Source organism: Enterobacter cloacae complex sp. IR5384 (genome assembly GCF_049237265.1).
Lineage (GTDB): Bacteria > Pseudomonadota > Gammaproteobacteria > Enterobacterales > Enterobacteriaceae > Enterobacter > Enterobacter cloacae.
Window position 1 is genome coordinate 1 of record NZ_JBMKHJ010000045.1, and the last position, 18,509, is coordinate 18,509.

General features: G+C 53.7%; 13 protein-coding genes and 1 pseudogene. 4 read left to right on the top strand and 10 right to left on the bottom strand.

Annotated features, from left to right (window positions below; translation table 11 throughout):
- Positions 1–142: 142 nt before the first annotated feature.
- From ACOTX3_RS23355 to ACOTX3_RS23375, 5 genes are all read right to left on the bottom strand, one after another.
- Positions 143–1,278, bottom strand: a protein-coding gene (locus ACOTX3_RS23355; protein WP_201405648.1) for an IS3 family transposase whose coding sequence is annotated in 2 segments (ribosomal slippage) — positions 143–1,032 and positions 1,032–1,278 — 1,137 coding nt in all. Because the reading frame shifts where the segments join, the coding sequence is not laid out codon by codon here.
- Between the two features lie 126 nt (positions 1,279–1,404).
- On the bottom strand, positions 1,405–1,833 hold the full coding sequence (locus ACOTX3_RS23360; protein ID WP_017384060.1) for a hypothetical protein: 429 nt from the start codon (positions 1,831–1,833) through the stop codon (positions 1,405–1,407).
- Positions 1,834–1,836: 3 nt separating this feature from the next.
- Positions 1,837–3,954 (bottom strand): hypothetical protein, encoded by a 2,118-nt coding sequence (locus ACOTX3_RS23365; protein WP_017384059.1) that lies wholly within the window; start codon positions 3,952–3,954, stop codon positions 1,837–1,839.
- Positions 3,942–5,708, bottom strand: coding sequence for a hypothetical protein (locus tag ACOTX3_RS23370; protein WP_007897920.1), 1,767 nt, complete (start codon positions 5,706–5,708; stop codon positions 3,942–3,944). Before ACOTX3_RS23370 ends, ACOTX3_RS23365 begins: the two co-directional genes overlap by 13 nt.
- Positions 5,695–6,942: a tyrosine-type recombinase/integrase gene (locus ACOTX3_RS23375; RefSeq protein WP_007897923.1), complete on the bottom strand. Its 1,248-nt coding sequence runs from the start codon at positions 6,940–6,942 to the stop codon at positions 5,695–5,697. Before ACOTX3_RS23375 ends, ACOTX3_RS23370 begins: the two co-directional genes overlap by 14 nt.
- A gap of 613 nt (positions 6,943–7,555) precedes the next feature.
- On the opposite strand from ACOTX3_RS23375, the gene ACOTX3_RS23380 reads away from it, so the two are divergent.
- Positions 7,556–8,191, top strand: a complete 636-nt coding sequence (locus tag ACOTX3_RS23380) for a hypothetical protein (protein ID WP_012477419.1) — start codon at positions 7,556–7,558, stop codon at positions 8,189–8,191.
- A gap of 135 nt (positions 8,192–8,326) precedes the next feature.
- Here ACOTX3_RS23380 and ACOTX3_RS23385 read toward each other — a convergent pair.
- Positions 8,327–9,502, bottom strand: a pseudogene (locus tag ACOTX3_RS23385) (YgiQ family radical SAM protein); the annotation flags it as partial.
- 200 nt (positions 9,503–9,702) lie between these two features.
- Between ACOTX3_RS23385 and ACOTX3_RS23390 the strand changes: the two are divergent.
- Positions 9,703–11,178: a TrkH family potassium uptake protein gene (locus ACOTX3_RS23390; protein WP_013098720.1), complete on the top strand. Its 1,476-nt coding sequence runs from the start codon at positions 9,703–9,705 to the stop codon at positions 11,176–11,178.
- 30 nt (positions 11,179–11,208) lie between these two features.
- Here ACOTX3_RS23390 and ftsP read toward each other — a convergent pair whose 3' ends face one another.
- The 4 genes from ftsP to ACOTX3_RS23410 all read right to left on the bottom strand — a co-directional run bounded on the left by ftsP (position 11,209) and on the right by ACOTX3_RS23410 (position 16,361).
- Positions 11,209–12,621 carry a cell division protein FtsP gene (gene ftsP, locus ACOTX3_RS23395; protein ID WP_013098721.1) on the bottom strand — a complete coding sequence of 471 codons (1,413 nt, stop codon included), beginning with the start codon at positions 12,619–12,621 and terminating at the stop codon, positions 11,209–11,211.
- 59 nt (positions 12,622–12,680) lie between these two features.
- Positions 12,681–13,418, bottom strand: a complete 738-nt coding sequence (gene plsC, locus ACOTX3_RS23400) for a 1-acylglycerol-3-phosphate O-acyltransferase (protein WP_013098722.1) — start codon at positions 13,416–13,418, stop codon at positions 12,681–12,683.
- 164 nt (positions 13,419–13,582) lie between these two features.
- Positions 13,583–15,841, bottom strand: a complete 2,259-nt coding sequence (gene parC, locus ACOTX3_RS23405; RefSeq protein WP_020689495.1) for a DNA topoisomerase IV subunit A — start codon at positions 15,839–15,841, stop codon at positions 13,583–13,585.
- Positions 15,842–15,959: 118 nt separating this feature from the next.
- The gene (locus tag ACOTX3_RS23410; protein WP_020689494.1) at positions 15,960–16,361 is read right to left on the bottom strand and encodes a YgiW/YdeI family stress tolerance OB fold protein; all 402 of its coding nucleotides are present in this window, start codon (positions 16,359–16,361) and stop codon (positions 15,960–15,962) included.
- Positions 16,362–16,500: 139 nt separating this feature from the next.
- Between ACOTX3_RS23410 and qseB the strand changes: the two genes are divergently transcribed.
- Together qseB and qseC are read left to right on the top strand one after the other, a co-directional pair.
- The gene (qseB, locus tag ACOTX3_RS23415) at positions 16,501–17,160 is read left to right on the top strand and encodes a quorum sensing response regulator transcription factor QseB (RefSeq protein ID WP_029883026.1); all 660 of its coding nucleotides are present in this window, start codon (positions 16,501–16,503) and stop codon (positions 17,158–17,160) included.
- Positions 17,157–18,494 (top strand): quorum sensing histidine kinase QseC, encoded by a 1,338-nt coding sequence (gene qseC, locus ACOTX3_RS23420; protein ID WP_047351848.1) that lies wholly within the window; start codon positions 17,157–17,159, stop codon positions 18,492–18,494. The genes qseB and qseC overlap by 4 nt, the downstream gene beginning before the upstream one ends.
- The last annotated feature ends 15 nt before the right edge of the window (positions 18,495–18,509 follow it).

The window sequence follows — 18,509 nt, forward strand, 5'->3', positions numbered from 1 at the left end:
AGCAGGCAGGGGATTACGGACAGCTTTGAGCGAGAAGCGGATAAAGTAAATCTATCTCATTTCTGCATTGTGCCAGAAGTAGACATAGGTGAATTAGGTAACCCTAGTGGACTGACCCCACGCCCGTAGACAAATTCTGTCCTCACGATGAGGCCTGTTCGAAGGCCTCCGGACTGAGGCCGCCGAGGTGACTGTGGCGCCGGGCCCGGTTGTAGAACACTTCAATGTAATCGAAGATATCGGCCCGGGCCAGATCCCGGGTTTTATAGATGCGTTTTCTGATCCGCTCTTTTTTCAGCGAACTGAAGAACGATTCGGCCACCGCATTATCCCAGCAGTTGCCACGCCTGCTCATGCTCGGGGCCAGGTTATTAGCCCGGCAGAAGCGCTGCCAGTCGTCACTGCCGTACTGGCTGCCCTGGTCTGAGTGCACGATGACCTCGCCGTCCGGTTTTCGCCGCCAGACGGCCATCATCAGCGCGTCGAGTGCCAGTTCGCGTGAGAGAGTGGGCTTCATCGACCAGCCGACCACATTACGGGCGAAGAGATCGATAACCACCGCCAGATACAGCCAGCCCTGCCAGGTGCGGATATAAGTAATATCTGTGACCCAGACCTGATTGGCCCGGACAACAGTAAACTGCCGTTGCACGCGATTAGGGGCAACCACTGAAGGCCGGCCGGCGATACGACGCGGCGCTTTATAGCCGCGTACGGCTTTGATCCGGTTTTGTTGCATAATACGACCCACCCGGTTTTTGCCGCAGGTTTCCCCGATTTCGTTCAGGTCGCCATGAACCCGCCGGTAACCGTATACGCCTCCGCTCAGTGAATATGAGTCGCGGATAAGCATCAGCAGACGCTGGTTATCTTTATCACGCGCCGAGACCGGGTTGTGCAGCCACGCATAGAACCCGGCCCGGGCGACATTCAGTACCCGACACATCGTCATCACACCCCATACAGTGCGGTGTTCATTGATAAAGCGGTACTTCAGTCGGGCTCCCTTGCAAAGTACCGCGCGGCCTTTTTCAGGATATCCCGTTCTTCTTCGGTGCGTTTTAGCTGCGCCCGGAGTTTCAGGATCTCGCTTTTGGCTTCCAGTAAATCCCGGGCATGCTGTTCGCTGTTATCAGGTTTGATAGCCCGTAGCCACTTGTAGAGGCTGTGTGCAGAAACGCCCAGACGGTCGGATACTTCGGCAACGGAATAACCGCGTTCTGTTATCTGACGGACGGCTTCTTCCTTAAATTCAGGTGTAAATCGTGGTGTGCCCATACGCTCCTCCTATGCTCAAACTATAGGGCAGGATCGTCTACCGGGGCGGGGTCAGTCCATAAATGACTCTGAGGTGTCTGTTAAACGCGTGGCGATTCACCTCGCGTCCTTCCGTTCAGTATAGCCTCAGTCCCTGACACCACCCGAGAACGGAATGACGTCCCCTTTCTCCCTCCCGGTGTTGCGTTCAAGCTCCCTGACATACTGCTGTAAAAGTATAAGGTTATGTAACAGCTCTACATTTTCAGCCATCATCTTTTTGATTTCTTCCCTCAGCTCATTTCTCTGACGGCGATACTTTTCTTTCAGCTTGATCTGCTGCTCAATGCCCTGCTCATCAACCGGCGCGGTGCCCTGGCACGTTTTTTTCAGACTGCGGATAGCCTCCCTGACCTGCCTGTACTCAGGACAGTTATAATTCAGGGTGCCGTTTGCCAGCCCCGCTCGTTTTTCCACAGCATACTGGCTGATACGCTCCCCTGATAACATCAGTTCCCTCAGGGCCTGCTCTGCTCTTGCCTGTGTTTTTTTAACCCCCGACTGTTCGTTCGTCATGCTCTATTCATCCTTTTCAAAAAAGCGGACAGCATCTGCATAAAAATCTCTCTCAAGCATCAGAAAATCCCTGTCAGCCTGAGGAGCATTATTTCGCACGGCAATCTCCAGAAGGTTGTCATAATGAGCCATCCTGCGTTTCCACACGGGAACAGAATCAGCTCCGGCCAGCATGTTCTCACATCCCGGATTGCAGGACGCTGACTGAACAACCGCCTTAAACTCGCAGTCATGGCCATTCATGCAATAAAAACCGTTTCCAAGAGATACCAGTTTTTGCCCGCCTCGTTTAGCCATGCTCATCGCTTTTTTCAGTGTAGGAAACGTCATCTGATGTAAGTGCCCACCTCTCTGGGACATCAGTAACTTCCCGCCTTCGCCATAAAGCAGGCCTTCATGCTGATAAGAAACAGCCCTGGAAGCTGAGAGTTCGGTATCAACCCTTTCAATCTCGGCAGCGAATGCCTGAGGGATCGCCCGGCTAAAATGCGAAGCGTTGAGTGCACCGGACATATACCACTCCGTCATGCCTCTGATTAAGTGCTTAAACTGCCGGATAAGATCATTAGTAGAAATCAGATCAAGACGCCTGAGGTGTACAGCAAGTGAACGGCGAAACTGATGGGTTCGCAATGGCCAGAAAGCCCCCTCCCGAATCTCCATCGCAACGCGTTCATCATCACGTATGTTTGGATTTAAAAGCCTGAACTCATCAATATGGTCACGTCGGATGAACAGATGGTGTCTTTTCACAAATTTCTTTGCCCACTCAGTCTGGCGCTGCGTCCCCATAAAAGAGAGTTTTTGCTCCGAGAACCACGACCTGATATTTAAAGACAATGGAACATTGTCCAGCGTCTTCCCGTCCAGGCCTGTCATGATTTGATTAATTCTGCGTAAATGCTGAAAAGGCTTTTCCACATAGCGACAAACAACCCAGTCTTCGTGACTTCCACCTTCCGGGGCGAACTTATGCAACACCGAACGAAGTCCCAGGATATCACCATCATAAATCAGTGAACCGTGCATCACGCCAAGCACTTCGCTGTGTCTCATCCCCGACATGGCCTGTATCACATTCATGACTTTTAACGTCAGCTCAAAATGCCAGGTGTTCAGCTTTATGTGATCAACGCCAATAAAATCAGATCTCCAGCGCTTATTTTTATGTACCGAGAACCAGCCCTGCATCCCGGGGCCAAGTGTCGCGAAAAGCGCCCGAATTTCCCCGGCAACAATATTGTAGTAATACGCGGCCCGGTAATCCGGTATGCTTTTTGCTGTCCCTCTTTTACGGGCTTCCAGCATCGACGTATAGTAAGGCGAATCATAAAAACCGTTTATGATAGCGCACAGCCGGGAAAACCCGTCAAAATCGAAATCACTGATTTCAGCATCCAGTTCAGTAATCAGCCCTTCCCAGACAGACATCATAAGACTGAAAGGCATACAATATGTCTGGTTTGAATCATCCACACTGTTGTAACTGTCGAAGCTAATATCAGGAAAGTAACCGTATTTTCGAAGACGGGTATGACCTGTCAGCGAGATATCCGCCAGGTCCATAAAGTAATTACGTAATGTTCTTTCAGAACGCTTCCTGCCGTGCTCATCCTCCTCCTTCATCTTTACAATGAAAGCATTCCGGACAAGCGGAAAACGAAGCTGAAACAGACTGCGATACCCCATAGACTCAATAATACGGGCTCCCGCCACAATGTTTGCACATTTCCGGATCAGTGACTGCGTCTTCGCGGTCCTGCCGACAATCCAGAGCAGGCTGGCTGAGATGATTTTGGCTTCAAGACGCAGTTCAGGATCCCGTATGCCTGAAAAATTAACGGTTCTTAACGTTTCACCAATATGGGTTCTGACATAGCGATTGGTCCAGACATCATCCCTGAAATAAATATTCAGCGTCTCCTCATTGATAAAACGCATATCATGTTCATCTGAGCTGGCGATAACCAGGCAGTTATTCAGACGTTCAAAGCTTTTGTTTTCTAGTGCCTCACAGATGATATCCTCAGTCGGAAACTCATCCCCTGAACGAAGCGGCGTTCCGGCAGGAAACTCCGCCATTCGACTACGGCTTACCTCTTTTTTCTTCAAATCTGCCATACCGGAGCCACACCTTCTCGCTGAAGTTTAACGCGCGCTTTTTTCAGGGTCGCCTCATCTACCAGCCCAAGCCGTAAATCAATCTTCAGGAGTAACGTTTCATAACGCTCCACAGCATTGACCGAACCGATGTACAACGGTTTTCCATACTCGATAGCATGCCTGAATGACAGCAGGAGCCATACAGACTCCAGCGTTTCCACAACGCAACTTTTTGAACATTCGACACAATGAGAAAAATCCGCACAAGCCTTTGGTGTCCGGCCAAATCGTTTTTGCTTTTTTATAAAGCGCAATTCAATATCTGTAGGCGGCTCCTGCGATCGACATCCCAGGCCATTCAATAAAAGATCCACACCCTCATCGCTTCCACGCAGATCGATCCCCAGCTCATCAGCAACTTTTACCCGCTCGGATAACGCACGTGTCGCAATCCCCTGATTCATAAGCGTATCAAGTGCAGCACTGAAGTTTTCCTTCGCCCCCTGTGGGTTACCTGCAGCATAATTCCGCCTGTAAGTGCCCCAGTTATGCTGTGCTTTTTCCGCCGTAATCAGACCATTCTTTAATGTTCTGTCCGTATACTGCTCAGACGTTTTGCGCAAGCCAGAAACGGTAATTGATGGAAGCGAGGGATTAAGCTGCCGCATCGTGGCCCACGCCCCCTCAGAGTTAGAAAATTTAGTCAGATGACTGGGATTAAGAGAATAAAGCTTACGGAATTTCACCTGCGGCTCACTCAGAAACAGCGCCTGTACCGGAGGGAAGTTATCTGCGGAAACCAGATAGTTAACGATGTCGTCCCTGAGCCTGATAAAAGACAGAAACCAGTAATAGCCCGCACGTTTGGTCACATACTCCGATTTACCTATCGTCAGACGTATATACTTATTCGCTCTCCCCTTATAAACATAATCAGTGCTGATACCCTTTTCATCCAGATGTATATCATCCCGCGTCAGACCCAGAACCTGAGAGGTGTTTCCCCATGTGTGGTAACAGAACAGAAAAAAAGAAGTAAGAAAGTAATTTTCCAGAACGTCCCTGATGATGATCTCTGCCCTGCTGACCCCGTTCTCTCCCGGATACCGGAAATACGCTTCATAAACAGGTGCCAGCAAAGACGGTGAGAAATGCCGCACCCCTTTTTCCGATTTAGCGATATGCTCCCGGATACATCCCGCAAGGAACTCATTCATGGATGACAACTGCCTCAGGATCTCGGAAAGTTCATTCCTGGTATAGCTATCCCTTCCCTGCTGCTGATACGTTCCTTTCGGTAAGAATTCATATTCATACCGCCTCTGAATCTGCCCGCCCGTAAGCAAAAACCGGTTGACCACGGACAAGTAGTGTCTTGCCATCCTGACTGAAATTTTTCGCCGACGAATATCGTTCATGAGATGTTTAATATACATTTCAACGCCTTCAGCCGTGCCATAGTCATACTGATTGACTGACTGCCATATAAAAAACATATTGAGATAACGGAAAATGGTTAACCTTCCGGCGGGACGGTAAGACAGAAGAAATCGTTTCAGAGAGGCAATAAAATCGCGTTTTTCAGGGCGGGCAAGATGCGAATGTTCACTAAACCATCCGGGGAGCAACACATAATCTGAAAAATGAGCCTGAAGATAAACGTCAAGTAAATAATATCGGTTCAGATCCCGCTGAGTGATGTGTCCGCTGACCGTCTCCCATGACAGCACATTTTCGGCCATCCACGTTATCTGCGTTTCACTCCGGCTCATATATGGCTCCATCGCGACCTGCAGCACCGTCAATCAATGCGTCCATGACCCCGGCGACTGCATCAGAAATCTGGTTTTGCTGAAGAAAGACGATGTATTTCATCGTCGTATTTTCGCTTTTATGGCCCATCCAGTATTTTACTGTACCCAGCGCATTTGCGGCCTGATCGGGATAGCAACTCAGTGCCGAGCGTAAAAAATGGGTCGCAAACGTTGCCCGCAAATCATGGGGTTTATGTCTGAACACATTTCCCGGAGCAGACCGGGCCAGGCGATGGCGAAAACTGTACCAGCGGGAGTAAAAGGCTTTTTCAGACATCCGTTTCCCGTTTGCCATTAAAAATAAAGGCTCGTGCCGCCCTTCCCCACCCTGTCGTGCACGCCATTTTTGGATCTTCTTTTCATACTCCTCATCCGCCAGATAATCCAGAACCTGCTCGTACAATCGTCTGGTGATGAAGAGTTCTCGCGTCATCCCAAACTTCGTATGAACTCCGCATCTCGGACCAATATGAAGCCCCCTGATGGTCAACTCAGATACAGGGACACTGGCAAGGTACTCTTCAGTAAAGAGTGACGACGGCAGGGTCAGCATTTCATCCAGCCGTAGCCCACAATTTTTCATCAGCACAATCATTAAACTGAACAACCCGGACTCAGATTTCAGTGCCTCATCCAGGATATGAACCTCTGCATCATTCAGTGGGTTGATTGTCCTTTTTGTTGTGCTGGTTATCCTGATGGCAAGATCCGAACTTATCACCTTGCGTCGCCCGTCAACGACTTTTTCGACCAACGTAAAAAATGAGCTGGCAGCCAGCTCACCACACTTGCCCAGAAATACGTAAAACCGTCGGATAACGCTGATGTACACCGCCGCGGTGGATGAGGCGATGCGCCCCTGCCTTACGGCCCCCAGAAGATACTCCCTGAAGCCATATGTAGGGCTTTGGTATTTCAACGTTCCCGGGGTGAAAGGGTCAAGTCCGTTATCCTCCAGCCACCTTATCCAGCGTAAAAATGCCCGGGCTAAAGGCTTTAAATCCCTGGCCTGCAGGATAGCTTTATCCATAAGATAAAAGTGTACATATCGGCTCAGTTTTCGATTCTGGATGCCGCTAATATAAGGTATTTCAGCATACAGAAATCCGGGTTCAAATTTCAGTTTCGGCTCTGTTGCATCCAGTTTGCTGACACGCCCATAACGCGCATGAATGTTAGTGATTATCCTCACAGTCTGTCGCCCTGAAACGCCACCTCATGCCTACACTATAAATCCGGAAGAAGAAAAAACAAACAACCAGGTTGCCGGGAGTGAATATGCAAATCAGGAGGAAAGTAAAAGATGTAACGACACCATCACGATGCAATACATTGACCTCAACACGTTACCCGGACCATACGTGATAAACATCACAAATCCTTTGAGTGAAGAACTTAAGATGTGATTTTCATTTCCCGGCACAAACCGTGCCCTTAAAAAACAGGCAACGGATACATCTTAATGCCAGAAGTAAACCTTAATTGATTGAATACAGCCTGAGTCCATTGCAAAAATAACACACAGGGTAAATTCGCATATACAGAACCCAACGAAAAGCAAAAGAAACCTGTAACACATTTCGTTTACCTGTCACTTTCAATTGTAAAAGCCAGCAGAAAAAGCGCATATAACTATATTTATCCCTGCGGGGACTTTTGTTTGTGCTATATATTTTTTACAGAGAACCGCAACGCGTCCAAACACAAGAATATATTTACCTCTGGAAAATGGTCTGACTCCCTTTCACGTGGTTGTAGTGACCTGTTCTGTGATTCATGTAATGTCTTTTCTGGATGAGGAAAATATGTCATCACTGATATTTTATACAGACGAAGCACAAGCACTGATTGTAACAGATACCCTTGCCGTCACCGATAATGGGGAGCCGTTATCTTTTGTTTCCAAAGCAGGTTACATCCCCCAGCTAAGAACCATCATAGCAGGAACGGGGGCAGGTGGATTTTCTAACACCTGGTTGCTTGAAGCATCAACCAGAATGGTCGTATCAGGTATACAAAATCTCAATTATCATACATCGGCCTGTCTAAGGAGGCTGTGGAAACAATACAAGCATGACCATGCAATTCCCTCTTCTTCAACGGTGACAACCAGTGTTTATCAGTTCGCAATTTGCGAGGAAACAGGAAATATCGTTTCGTTCGCCTATCGCTCAGTCCATGATTTCGAATCAGAGCAATTACAATACGGAACAGGAGTAAAACCTGAGTGCCAAATCTTGGATGGGGATTTGTTGCAGACAATTCCTGTAATGATGAATGAACAAAGGGCTATACAGGCGACATACCCACACCCGGAACGGATCCATATTGGCGGTGAGATGATTGCGCATTATCTGACATCATCTATGTATCAATGCTTTAAGATTGGGGAATTTGAGGATTTCAGAACTCAGGGAGAGTATATATTGAGCAGGATTTAGGCAAAACGCGGTTCAGATAAAGTGCTTTTAACAGGCTTGCTGAACATTAAAAGGATATCTCTCAATTACGATGAATAGCTTGAATTCTAAAAATAGAAAAGTAGAGTTTAACTCTAAATACATAAAAACAAGAGTAAAGGAGCAGCCGCCGAAGCAGCCGCGCATGATGTTGATCGAGAAGCGGATCATCTCATACGCCGGGATACGGGCGTTGCCGTACGCCGGGTGCGGCACGCGTTTGTACGGCAGCGCAAAGACGCTGTCCATCTCTTCGGTGGAGAGCGGGATCGCCGGTGGGTTGATCCAGATAAAACGCTCGCCGTGCTTCTGCATCAACGCACGCGCACAGCCGGGGTTGGTTTCATGGTGCAGAATACGGGACGCGTGGGCGTAGAGCACCTTATCGGCTTTCACCTTCTCGTAGGACGGCAGCAGCACATAGGTCTTTTCCCACGGTTTCGGACGCGGCGGCTGCACGACGATTGCCTTCGCTTCCGCTTTCTTTGGCTCAACCGGTTTGTTATCGGCGCACGGCAGATCTTCGCCATACGGGTGCGGGATAGGATCGATTTTGCCCGGCATATCGATGATGCGGGAATCCACCCCGCGCCAGCCCGGCAGCGCTTCTTTCACCATGATGGCGGTGTTGCGCACGTCGCGGATGCTGCTCACCGGCTCGCCCTGCGACAGACGGTGCGCCACTTCTACCAGTGGACGCTCGCCGTTACCGTAAATCAGCATGTCGGCTTTGGAGTCCACCAGCACCGAGCGGCGCACGGTATCAGACCAGTAATCATAGTGCGCGGTACGACGCAGGCTCGCCTCGATGCCGCCCAGGATCACCGGCACATCTTTCCAGGCTTCTTTACAGCGCTGGGTGTAGACCAGCGTGGCGCGGTCAGGGCGTTTGCCCGCCACGTTATCCGGTGTGTACGCATCGTCATTGCGCAGCTTACGGTCGGCGGTATAGCGGTTGATCATCGAGTCCATGTTACCGGCGGTCACGCCGAAGAACAGGTTCGGTTTACCCAGACGCATAAAGTCGTCTTTGCTGTTCCAGTCTGGCTGGGAGATGATCCCCACGCGGAAGCCCTGCGCTTCAAGCATGCGGCCGCAGATGGCCATACCGAAGCTCGGGTGGTCAACGTAGGCATCGCCCGTGACCAGAATGATATCGCAGCTATCCCAGCCCAGTTGGTCCATCTCTTCCCGGGACATCGGCAGGAACGGCGCCGGTCCAAAGCAGGCCGCCCAGTACTGGGGCCACGAGAAAAGGTCACGATCCGGCTGGATCAGGGAAATTGCGCTCATAATGCTTCCGAAGAAAAAATAGACAAAAGGAGCCGGATTATACGCTGTTCATCCGCCAGATTTGAAGAAAAGGATGCAAGAGGCAGACAGATATTCGCAGAAGTCGTTAAAATACAGCGCCCTGATTATTTTGGCTCATAATATTCACTCTTACTTCCGGTGATTTTCCCCCGGAACAGGTTCTTGCGCGGAGTTCTGTTGTGAAGTTCAACGATTCGTTACATGTCTCCCAACTGCGGGTTGTGCTTCATCTCTGCGGGTTTCTGGTTCTTCTGTACAGCCTGTCTATGCTGCCGCCGATGGTTATCGCTCTGCTGAATAAAGAGCGAACCTATTTTGCTTTTTTGACCACCTTTTTGACCTTTTTCAGCCTCGGCGGCCTGGCCTGGCGGGCAACCCGTCACGCCGGTATACAGCTACGCACCCGCGACGGATTCGTGATTATCGTCCTGTTCTGGCTGCTGTTCTCATTAATCAGCGCCATGCCGCTCTGGATGGACGATGGCCTGCAACTCTCCTTTGCTGACGCACTTTTTGAAGGCGTTTCCGGGATCACCACCACGGGCGCAACGGTGATCGGCGACGTCAGCGCCCTGCCCAAATCGTACCTCTATTATCGCGCGCAGCTCAATTTCATTGGCGGGCTGGGCGTCATCGTGCTGGCCGTCGCGGTCCTGCCGCTGCTGGGCATCGGTGGCATGAAGCTGTACCAGTCAGAAATGCCCGGCCCGTTTAAAGAGGAGCGTCTGACGCCCCGGCTCGCCGATACCGCACGCACCCTGTGGGTCACCTATCTGGCGCTGGGGATAACCTGCACGCTGGCGTACTGGCTGGCGGGGATGCCCTTTTTTGATGCCGTTTGTCACGGGCTCTCCACCGTATCCCTGGGCGGCTTTTCAACCCGCAGCGAGAGCATCGGTTTTTATGACAGCCACGCGATTGAGCTTGTCGCCGGCACCTTTTCGCTGCTTTCGGCGTTTAACTTTACCCTCTGGTATGTCGCCCTTGTCAGACGCACGCTGAAGCCGATTCGCCGCAGCCCGGAGGTGAGATTCTTTCTGGCCGCTGCCGCGGTGCTTATCGCCATTACCGCCTGGCAGGTCTGGCACGCGGGAATGTATAACCCTCTCGACAGCCTGGTGCACGCCTTCTTCCTGGCAAGCTCAATGATGACCGATAACGGCCTTTCAACGGCCGATTACGCCCACTGGCCTGCCCACACCATATTCCTGCTGCTGAGCGCCAGCTTCTTTGGTGGCTGCGTGGGTTCGACCTGCGGTGGGATTAAGGCCCTGCGTTTTCTGATGATGTTTAAGCAGAGTATTCAGGAGATGAATCAGCTGGCACATCCGCGGGCGCTGCTGACCATCAAGGTTGGCAACAGCGTGGTGAATGAGCGCGTCCTGCGTTCAGTATGGAGCTTCTTCTTTCTCTACGTGATGATCACAGGCTTTTTCGTCTGGGCGCTCAATCTGATGGGCTATGACCTGTTTACATCATTTGCGACGGTGGCTGCCTGTATCAACAATATGGGGCTGGGCTTTGGCGAAACGGCATCAACCTTCGGGACGTTAAAGGAAGAGGCCAAGCTGTTGATGTGCGCGGCGATGATCTTAGGACGTCTGGAAATTTATCCGGTGTTGATCCTGTGCTCGCGCTTTTTCTGGCGGGCATAACGCATTCCCGGCGCACCGGGAATGCTGTGCTTACGGCGCCGGGTTAACCAGCATTTGCCCTACGGAGCCCCTGTCCATCATCTCCAGCGTCTGGCTGTGGAACAGGAACGGGAAGTGCGGCCAGGAAGGCTGGCCGTAGTAGACAAGCAGTTCAACCTGACCATCCACCCAGACGGTGTCTTTCCAGCCCCTGTCTTCCGGGAACGGCATCGCGCCGTTCACGTTGCGGATCAGGAATGACACGCCTTCAATATGGAACGACTGCGGCATGTCGGAGCGAACGGTCCAGCGCTCCCAGGTGCCCTGCTGGGCGGTAATGTCGATACGGTTAACGTCCCACAGCGCGCCGTTGATGCCCGGGTCGTCGCCGAGGCTGATATCACGGCTGCGCACCGGCGAACCGCTCATGATCTCCTGCGGCAGCAGGCGCATGGGCAGGCTGTCGGTCACCAGCGGCAGGAGACCGGTTGGGCGCAGGGTCAGCACCAGCGTGGAGACCAGAATGCTCGACGGCTCAAAGAAGCCACGAATGCGATCCACAATGCTCGCCGCTTCGCCGCAGGTCACCGAGACTTCATCGCCGTTGGTCATATCCACGAGGATTTCACGGCGTTCACCCGGGGCTAGCGCCAGCTGTTTAACGGACACCGGCGCCGGTAAAAAGCCCTGGTCGCCAGAGATCACATGCAGCGGGCGGCCATCGCTCATCTGCAACAGATAGCGGCGCGAGTTAGAGGCGTTCAGCAGACGCAGGCGAACCCAGCCGCGCGAGACTTCGACATAGGGACTTTGCGCGCCGTTGACCAGCAGCGTGTCGCCAACAAAGCCACCGCTGCCCGGCTCGCTGTATTCCGGTGTGCCAAAGTTATCCAGACGCTTGTCCTGGATAATGACCGGGAAATCATCCACGCCGTAGTGGTTTGGAATGGGCAGAGATTTACTGACCTCGTCTTCTATCAGCCACATCCCGGCCAGTCCGTTATAAACCTGCTGGGCAGTGCGGTTAGGGGTATTAGCGTGATACCACAGCGTCGCCGCGCTCTGACGGATTGGCAGTACGGGAGCCCAGTCGGCGTTAGGCGACATCATGCGCGCGGCCCCGCCAATCAACGGACCGGGAACCTGCAATCCGCTGATGGTCATCGCCACATTTTCAGGCGTGCGGTTGCTGTAGATGAGCTTTACGTCATCGCCATTCCACACGCGGATGGTCGGCCCAAGGTAGCGCCCGTTAATGCCCCAGACCGGCGCGCGGGTTCCCTGGGTAAACGACCAGTGGCTTCGCTGTAGCGTCAGGAATAGCGGCTGCCCGCGACGGGATTCAATCAACGGCGGAATGGGCAGCGGCTGTTGCTGCCCGGCGGCGCTGGCTGTCAGCGGCATCGCACCCGCACAAAGGGCGATCCCTGAAGCCTGAATAAACTGACGCCGACTGAGTGACATATAAGCTCCATCTGAAACGACTAACAACGCGGGAATTCGTTTTCCCTTTTAACGCCGGATTAGATCTTCCCGGCGGCTTCTCTCTCTGCGACTTCTTTGTCGAGCTGAGCAATATGCTGAACCATCAGTTCACGGCAGTGCGCTGCCAGCTCGCGGACCTGATCTTTACCGTATTTGCTGGTATCGACCGGCGGCAGCATCTCGACAATCACCAGCCCGTTGTTCAGGCGGTTAAGATTAATCTTATTCGATGTATTGGAAACACACACGGGAATAATTGGAACGCCCGCCGCAATTGCGGCATGAAACGCCCCGGTTTTAAACGGCAGCAGACCGCGACCGCGGCTGCGCGTGCCTTCCGGGAACATCCAGATAGAAATGCGGCGCTTTTTGAAGTGGTTCACCACTTCCGCAATGGTACCGTGCGCTTTTGCGCGGTTATTACGGTCAATCAGCAGGTTACCCGTCAGCCAGTAGAGCTGGCCGAAAAAGGGGATCCACAGCAGGCTCTTCTTACCCACCGTCACGGTCGGCGGCAGCACGATGTTAGAGGCGGTCACCATATCGTAGTTATTTTGATGGTTTGCGATATAGATGGCGTTACCGAAATTCTCCGCCCCTTCCGGCAGACGCTTTTCAACCTTCAGGCCAAACAGCGGCGCAAGACGACCAAACATGTGGCCGAAGGTGGCGACATGCTTCGGGTTACGCGGGCTGAACAGGCAATAGATGCAGCCGAAAACACAGACCAGAATGCAGTAGATAACGGTAAGAATAAGACGAACAATGTATAGCATAGCGACCTCTGAAGCCCTGACAGCTGACAATTATACTTCACCTGTGGCCAGGTAAGGACTTTATTACGAGCGCGTATTGTTAATCGCAACGCACGAATTAACAACGGTTTTACGGGAAATTTTATTGGATATCCCCCTCCGGAACAGAGGGGGATCGAGACGCGTTACTCTTCACTGTCGCCCGCGCTGCTGCGTGCAGGAGAATCGATCTCCACGCGGTCGATACGCTGCAGGCCGCGCATCAGCGAACCGCGGCGTCCGCGCTCGCCCACCACCTTCTGCAACTCTTCCGGACGCAGCTTGATTTTACGCTTGCCGACATGAATGGTCAGCGTGCTCTGCGGCGGCAGAATGAAGAGATGCGCCAGGCCATCTTCACCTTTCGCAGCTTCCGCCGACGGGATGTTGATGATCTTATTACCCTTGCCTTTCGACAACTCCGGCAGGTCGCTGACCGGGAACATCAGCATGCGCCCGGCAGATGTAATGGCCAGCAGCATGTCGCTCTCGTTCTCAACCACCAGCGGCGGCATAACGTGTGCGTTATCCGGCAGGCTGATCATGGCTTTACCGGCACGGTTACGTGACACGAGATCGTTAAAGGTACAGATAAAGCCGTAACCCGCATCAGAGGCCAACAGCAGTTTCTGGTCGTCGGCTTCCATCAGCATGTGGTCAACCGTCGCCCCCGGCGGCAGCGTCAGCTTGCCGGTCAGCGGTTCGCCCTGACCGCGCGCGGAAGGCAGCGTGATCGGATCGATGGCGTAACTGCGGCCCGTGGAGTCAATAAACGCCACCGGCTGGTTGCTCTTGCCTTTCACGGCCGCCTTGAAGCTGTCGCCCGCTTTGTAGCTCAGCCCCGGCGCGTCGATATCATGGCCTTTGGCGCTACGCACCCAGCCGCTCTGGGACAGGACGATGGTGACCGGCTCTGAAGGCTGCATGTCATGCTCGTTCATCGCCTTCGCTTCTTCGCGCTCATGCAGCGGAGAACGGCGGTCGTCGCCGAAGGCATCGGCATCGGCCTGCAACTCTTTCTTCAGCAGGGTGTTCATTTTGCGTTCGGACGCGAGGATCGCCTGCAGCTGATCGCGCTCTTTTTCCAGCTCGTTCTGCTCACCGCGGATCTTCATCTCTTCCAGCTTAGCGAGATGGCGCAGCTTCAGTTCGAGGATCGCTTCGGCCTGGGTTTCACTGATACCAAAGCGCGACATTAACGCGGGCTTCGGCTCATCCTCGGTACGGATGATCTCAATGACTTCATCAATATTGAGGAACGCCACCAGCAAACCTTCGAGGATATGCAGGCGCTTAAGCACTTTCTCCAGACGGTGGTTCAGACGACGGCGCACCGTATCGCGACGGAAGGTCAGCCATTCGGAGAGGATCTCCAGCAGGTTTTTCACCGCCGGGCGTCCGTCCAGACCGATCATGTTCAGGTTGATGCGGTAGCTTTTTTCCAGGTCGGTGGTGGCGAACAGGTGGTTCATCACCTGCTCCATGTCCACGCGGTTAGAGCGCGGCACGATCACCAGACGGGTTGGGTTTTCGTGGTCGGATTCATCGCGCAGGTCGTCCACCATCGGCAGCTTTTTATTGCGCATCTGGGAGGCGATCTGCTCCAGCACCTTGGCACCAGAGACCTGATGCGGCAGCGCGGTGATCACCACGGCGCCGTCCTCTTTGGTCCACACCGCGCGCATGCGCACGGAGCCACGGCCGTTCTGGTAGATTTTGCGGATTTCCGCACGCGAGGTGATGATCTCAGCTTCGGTCGGGAAGTCCGGCCCCTGAACGATATCCAGCAGCTCGTCCAGCGAGGTTTTCGGCTGTTCAATCAGGGTGATGGCGGCTTTCGCCACTTCACGCAGGTTGTGTGGCGGGATGTCCGTCGCCATACCGACCGCGATACCGGTGGTGCCGTTCAGCAGGATATTCGGCAGACGCGCAGGCAGCATTTTCGGCTCCTGCAGCGTGCCGTCGAAGTTTGGCACCCAGTCCACCGTCCCCTGGCCGAGTTCGCCCAGCAGCACTTCGGCATATTTAGACAGGCGGGATTCGGTATAACGCATCGCCGCGAAGGATTTCGGATCGTCCGGTGCCCCCCAGTTCCCCTGACCGTCCACCAGCGGGTAACGATAAGAGAACGGCTGGGCCATCAGCACCATCGCTTCATAGCAGGCGCTGTCGCCGTGCGGATGGTATTTACCCAGTACGTCACCGACGGTACGGGCGGATTTCTTGAACTTGGCGGTGGCGTTCAGCCCCAGCTCGGACATCGCATAGACGATGCGACGCTGAACGGGCTTCAGGCCATCCCCGATAAACGGCAATGCCCTGTCCATGATGACGTACATGGAGTAGTTCAGGTAGGCGTTTTCCGTGAATTCATGTAGCGCGAGGCGCTCTGCCATATCGCTCATTACGTGTGATTCCTCAACTCAGAAACCGATGGGTTTCAGGCAATATTGCCGCAGATACTACCCTATCTGGCGAGTTGAGTCACAAAGAAAAAGGGCCGGATAAGCGGCCCTTTCTGGGTTATTTCGTCAGCTTGATAACCTGCTTCACGTCGATTTCAAATTCGTTCCAGTCTTTATCGACCTTACCCTGCAGCTCGACTTTATCTTGCGGGGACACGGTCACACCGTTCCAGCGCTTATGATCAATCTCAACCACCACCGTGCCAGTCTCGTCGCGGAAGGTGTAGCGGTCATCGGACAGGCGTTCGGTGATGTTCCCGCGCAGCTTCACCCAGGCGTCGTCCTTCAGGTCTTTGACTTTCGCGGCCGTTGTCAGGTTGGCGTTGTTATCAACAAAACCGCCTGCCTGCGTCTGAGTCTGGGGTTGGGTAGCTGATGGGCCCGTAAAACCGCCCTGAGCAGCGAAGACCGGTGCGGTGGTCATCATCATGATAGCAGCCATTGCAGCGAATTTTTTCATATTCATCTCTCCCTTTAATGTGGTGTCGCAATCCATTAAACAGGGTAATCCTTAACAACTTCTTAAGGGGAAAATTTATATTTTTTTACTGTACAGCAGGCGGATCCAGAGGGTTTACTGACGCCATCAAGGAGGGGATATGCGCATATTACTGGTAGAAGACGACAAGCTGATAGGTGATGGCATCAAAGCGGGCTTAAGCAAAATGGGCTTCAGCGTGGACTGGTTCACCGACGGAAAAACCGGCCAGGCGGCGCTCTGTTCTGCCCCTTACGATGCGGTGGTGCTTGACCTGACGCTACCGGAGATCGACGGTCTGGCGATCCTGCGCGCCTGGCGCGAAAGCGGGCGCAGCGAGCCGGTGCTTATCCTGACCGCGCGGGATGCGCTGAATCAGCGCGTCGAGGGGCTACGCCTGGGAGCCGATGATTATCTCTGCAAACCCTTCGCGCTGATCGAAGTGGCCGCCCGCCTTGAGGCGCTGGTGCGTCGCAGCCACGGTCAGACGCGCAGCGAGCTGCGTCATGGCAAAGTGACGCTCGACCCGACAAGCCTCGTCGCCACGCTGGCGGGGGAAACGCTGGCCCTCAAGCCCAAAGAGTTCGCCCTGCTGGAGTTACTGATGCGCAATGCGGGCCGCGTCCTGCCGCGTAAAGCGATCGAAGAGAAGCTCTATACGTGGGACGATGACGTCTCCAGTAACGCCGTGGAAGTTCACGTCCATCATCTGCGGCGTAAGCTGGGCAGCGAGTTTATCCGCACGGTTCATGGCATCGGCTATACCCTGGGTGACGCATGAAACTGAGCCTGAAACTCCGTCTGACGCTTCTTTTTCTGCTGCTGTCGCTGACGGCCTGGTTTGCCGCAAGCCTTGTCGCCTGGCAGCAGACGACCCACAAGCTCGATAAGCTGTTTGATACCCAACAGATGCTGTTTGCTAAACGGCTGCTGACGATGGATCTGGATGAAATACGCGCTCCGGAGCGGATGCGCGAGATCCCCAAAAAAGTGAAGCACGGTCGCCTGGACGACGATGCTCTGGCCTTCGCCATTTACGCTACCGACGGCACGATGATCCTCAATGACGGGGAAAACGGCCGCGACATCCCGTATCACTATCGCCGCGATGGGTTTGATGACGGCAGGCTCAAAGACGACAACGATGACTGGCGTTTCTTATGGCTGTCCTCGCCGGACGGGAAGTACCGCGTGGTGGTCGGTCAGGAGTGGGAATACCGGCAGGAGATGGCGCTGGATGTGGTCAGCTCGCAGCTGACGCCGTGGCTGGTGGCGCTACCGGTGATGCTGCTGTTGCTGATTGTCCTGCTGAGCCGGGAGCTTAAGCCATTGAAAAAACTGGCGCAGACGTTGCGCCTGCGCTCGCCGGATGCCACCGACACCCTGCCGACACAGGGCGTGCCATCAGAAGTACGCCCCCTTCTGGACTCCCTGAACCACCTCTTTACCCGAACCCAGGAGATGATGAGCCGCGAGCGCCGCTTTACCTCCGATGCCGCCCACGAATTACGTAGCCCGCTGGCGGCCCTGAAGGTGCAAACCGACGTGGCGCAACTCTCTCTGGACGACCCGCAGGCGCAGGAAAAAGCGCTCTCGCAGCTCCACGCGGGGATCGACCGGGCATCCCGGCTGGTGGATCAACTCCTCACTCTCTCGCGTCTGGACTCTCTGGAAAATCTCGACGATGTCGAACCGATAAAGATGGCCGATTTGCTGCAATCAGCGGTTCTGGACATCTGGCATCCGGCGCAGCAGGCGGGTATCGACGTTCGCCTGAACATCAACGCCCCGCAGGCTGAACGCACGGGTCAGCCGCTGCTGTTGAGCCTGCTGGTGCGTAACCTGCTGGATAACGCCGTTCGTTACAGCCCGCGCGGCAGCGTGGTTGACGTTACGCTGGACGCCCGTTGCTTCTCCGTACGCGACAACGGACCGGGGATCGCCCCCGAGGCGTTGGCCCGTATTGGCGAGCGTTTTTATCGTCCACCCGGCCAGGATGCCATGGGCAGCGGGCTGGGATTATCGATTGTAAAACGCATTGCTGCCCTGCACGGTATGCGCGTTTCACTGGATAATGCAGCGGAAGGCGGCGTTGACGTAAAGGTGTACTGGTAAGGAATTATTGCATTT